2 protein-coding genes and 1 riboswitch are annotated in these 2,071 nt (G+C 34.7%); of the genes, one reads left to right on the top strand and one right to left on the bottom strand.

Going from position 1 to position 2,071, the window contains the following annotated elements; all coding sequences use genetic code 11:
- Positions 1-85: 85 nt before the first annotated feature.
- Positions 86-153: riboswitch (Fluoride riboswitch) on the bottom strand.
- Between the two features lie 173 nt (positions 154-326).
- On the top strand, positions 327-1,136 hold the full coding sequence (locus FC65_RS10355) for a Cof-type HAD-IIB family hydrolase (protein ID WP_056972642.1): 810 nt from the start codon (positions 327-329) through the stop codon (positions 1,134-1,136).
- A 170-nt stretch (positions 1,137-1,306) separates the two neighbouring features.
- Here the strand turns inward: FC65_RS10355 and FC65_RS10360 are convergent, their stop codons facing one another.
- Positions 1,307-1,741 (bottom strand): MerR family transcriptional regulator, encoded by a 435-nt coding sequence (locus FC65_RS10360; protein WP_056972644.1) that lies wholly within the window; start codon positions 1,739-1,741, stop codon positions 1,307-1,309.
- Positions 1,742-2,071: the final 330 nt, after the last annotated feature.

Raw genomic sequence — 2,071 nt, forward strand, 5'->3', positions numbered from 1 at the left:
AAGGGAAAAGTATGAATAATTCAGGTTTCTAACTTAATTTTACAAACGACGCAACAAAATAAAAATCCGCACTCCTACGTAAAAAATTCACTTAGACGTCATTACGTGGGAGCACGGATTTTTGGACTGGTGAACGTCATCACCAGAAAACATTTTTTAATAAAGGATAAAAAATATTATAACGAAAGAAAAAAATTTTTTCAATCATAAGTATGATTTGAAAAGGGCGATAGTTAGGCTGCTTATGTGAAAGCAATATAAGTATCATTTTTAATGTGCTTATGTTACTTTAATTGTAAACGCTTGATAATTGTGGAGGAAAAAGAATGTTAAACCAGTGTAAATTAATTGCTGTTGATATGGATGGAACATTTTTGAATGACCAAAAAGACTATGATCGTCAGCATTTTGCTGCTCTATATCGTAAAATGCAGGAAAGAAAAATTCAGTTCGTGGTTGCTAGTGGGAATCAGTATTATCAGCTGTGTACTTTTTTTGCTGATTTTCCCGATATTATTTATATTGCGGATAACGGGGCTTATATTCGTGACCTTACCACTGTGTATTTTGGCTCTCGTTTTGACCCTAAACAGGCAAAGAAAATTTTGGGTCAACTTAATACCTATCCAGGTCTGTTTGACGAGTTAGTAGTGAGTGGTTTTAAAAGTGCTTATATTCTGGAAGATAGCAGCGAGGAATTTAAGAAAGAGGCACATTTTTATAATAGGAAATTGCAAATTGTGGATTCCTTTGCAGAAATAATAGATGAAAGTACTAAGTACTCATTTAACTATACAACTCAAGATACGATGAGTTTTATGCAAAAGTTGCAAGAACAGTTATGGGGCATGGCGGAGATCACAACCAGCGGTCATGGTAATTTTGATATTATTCAACCCGGAGTGCACAAGGCTAGTGGATTAAGGCATTTAAGCCAAAGATTAGGGATCCCACTGTCTCAAATGTGTGCTTTTGGTGATGGCGGTAATGATTTGGAAATGCTAGAAGCTGTCGGTGACGGTGTAGCGATGGCTAACTGTGCACCTGAAGTCCAAAAAATAGCCCAGCATCAAACCGGAACTAATAACGAACAAGGTGTCTTGCAATATCTGGATAAATTACTGAATAATAATTAATAGGGAATATGTATTGATTTGAACGGCAACTGCTAAAGCAGAGTGGTCGTTCATTTTTTTGACGATTTTACCGTGATCATTGGGTCGAAAAAAGAAATTTACCCTGCTGTAAAAGTAATTAGTTAAAAATACACAAGGAAGCTTTTGCTGCCTTGTGCATGTTAGCGTCATTAATTAATAATATAAGTGATTTTTTCAGGGGTCTCAATTCCAAAAATGTGTTTTTCTGGGTCCTTGTCGATAGGACCTAGGTCAAAAATTGTTTTATTTCCTTGTTTCCCGATGTTATGAATGCTTGAAAATACTAAATGACGTATTGATCGTACAATGTCTTTGTTTTCTTGTGTTTTTTTCGCCGCGCCGCTTAAAGTGTAGCCATTATCAAGGAAAAACTTGATCATACGAATACTGGCAATTTGATTGTAAGGCAGCTTAATTGCACCATTATCTGCTTTAACAGTTCTTAGATAACCATTTTTGATCCAATAGCGAACTTGAGCGTCGGTCACATTACTTGCTCTGGCAGCATCTCTAATGCTGAGCAGTATGTTATCAGGTTTGATTATGTCGTGCATCCAATCTGAAAAATCTTGAAGTTTATCCATTAAAACTCTCCTATATGAAGTATTTATTAGCTGCATTAAAACTCTACACTATATTCATACCATAAAAATGTAAACGTATCAACTATTTGATAAACAATGTCAAATAGTTGACAAAAAAGAAAAATAATTTATATTGGTCATTATCCAATTTAACGGTCAAATATAGATCAGCCTATCTAGGTCTTTGTTTGACTTTATTTGTATGATAAAAATTTGAAAGAAGGAATATCTTTTGTCAAAAACTGCTGATAATAAATTAGGTGGTTTTAACAAAACAATGATGATCATTGTTTTGTTAATTGGGTGCGCCCGGCATGGGCAGTAACTAGG

It is taken from the genome of Ligilactobacillus acidipiscis DSM 15836 (assembly GCF_001435755.1).
GTDB classification, from domain to species: Bacteria; Bacillota; Bacilli; order Lactobacillales; family Lactobacillaceae; genus Ligilactobacillus; species Ligilactobacillus acidipiscis.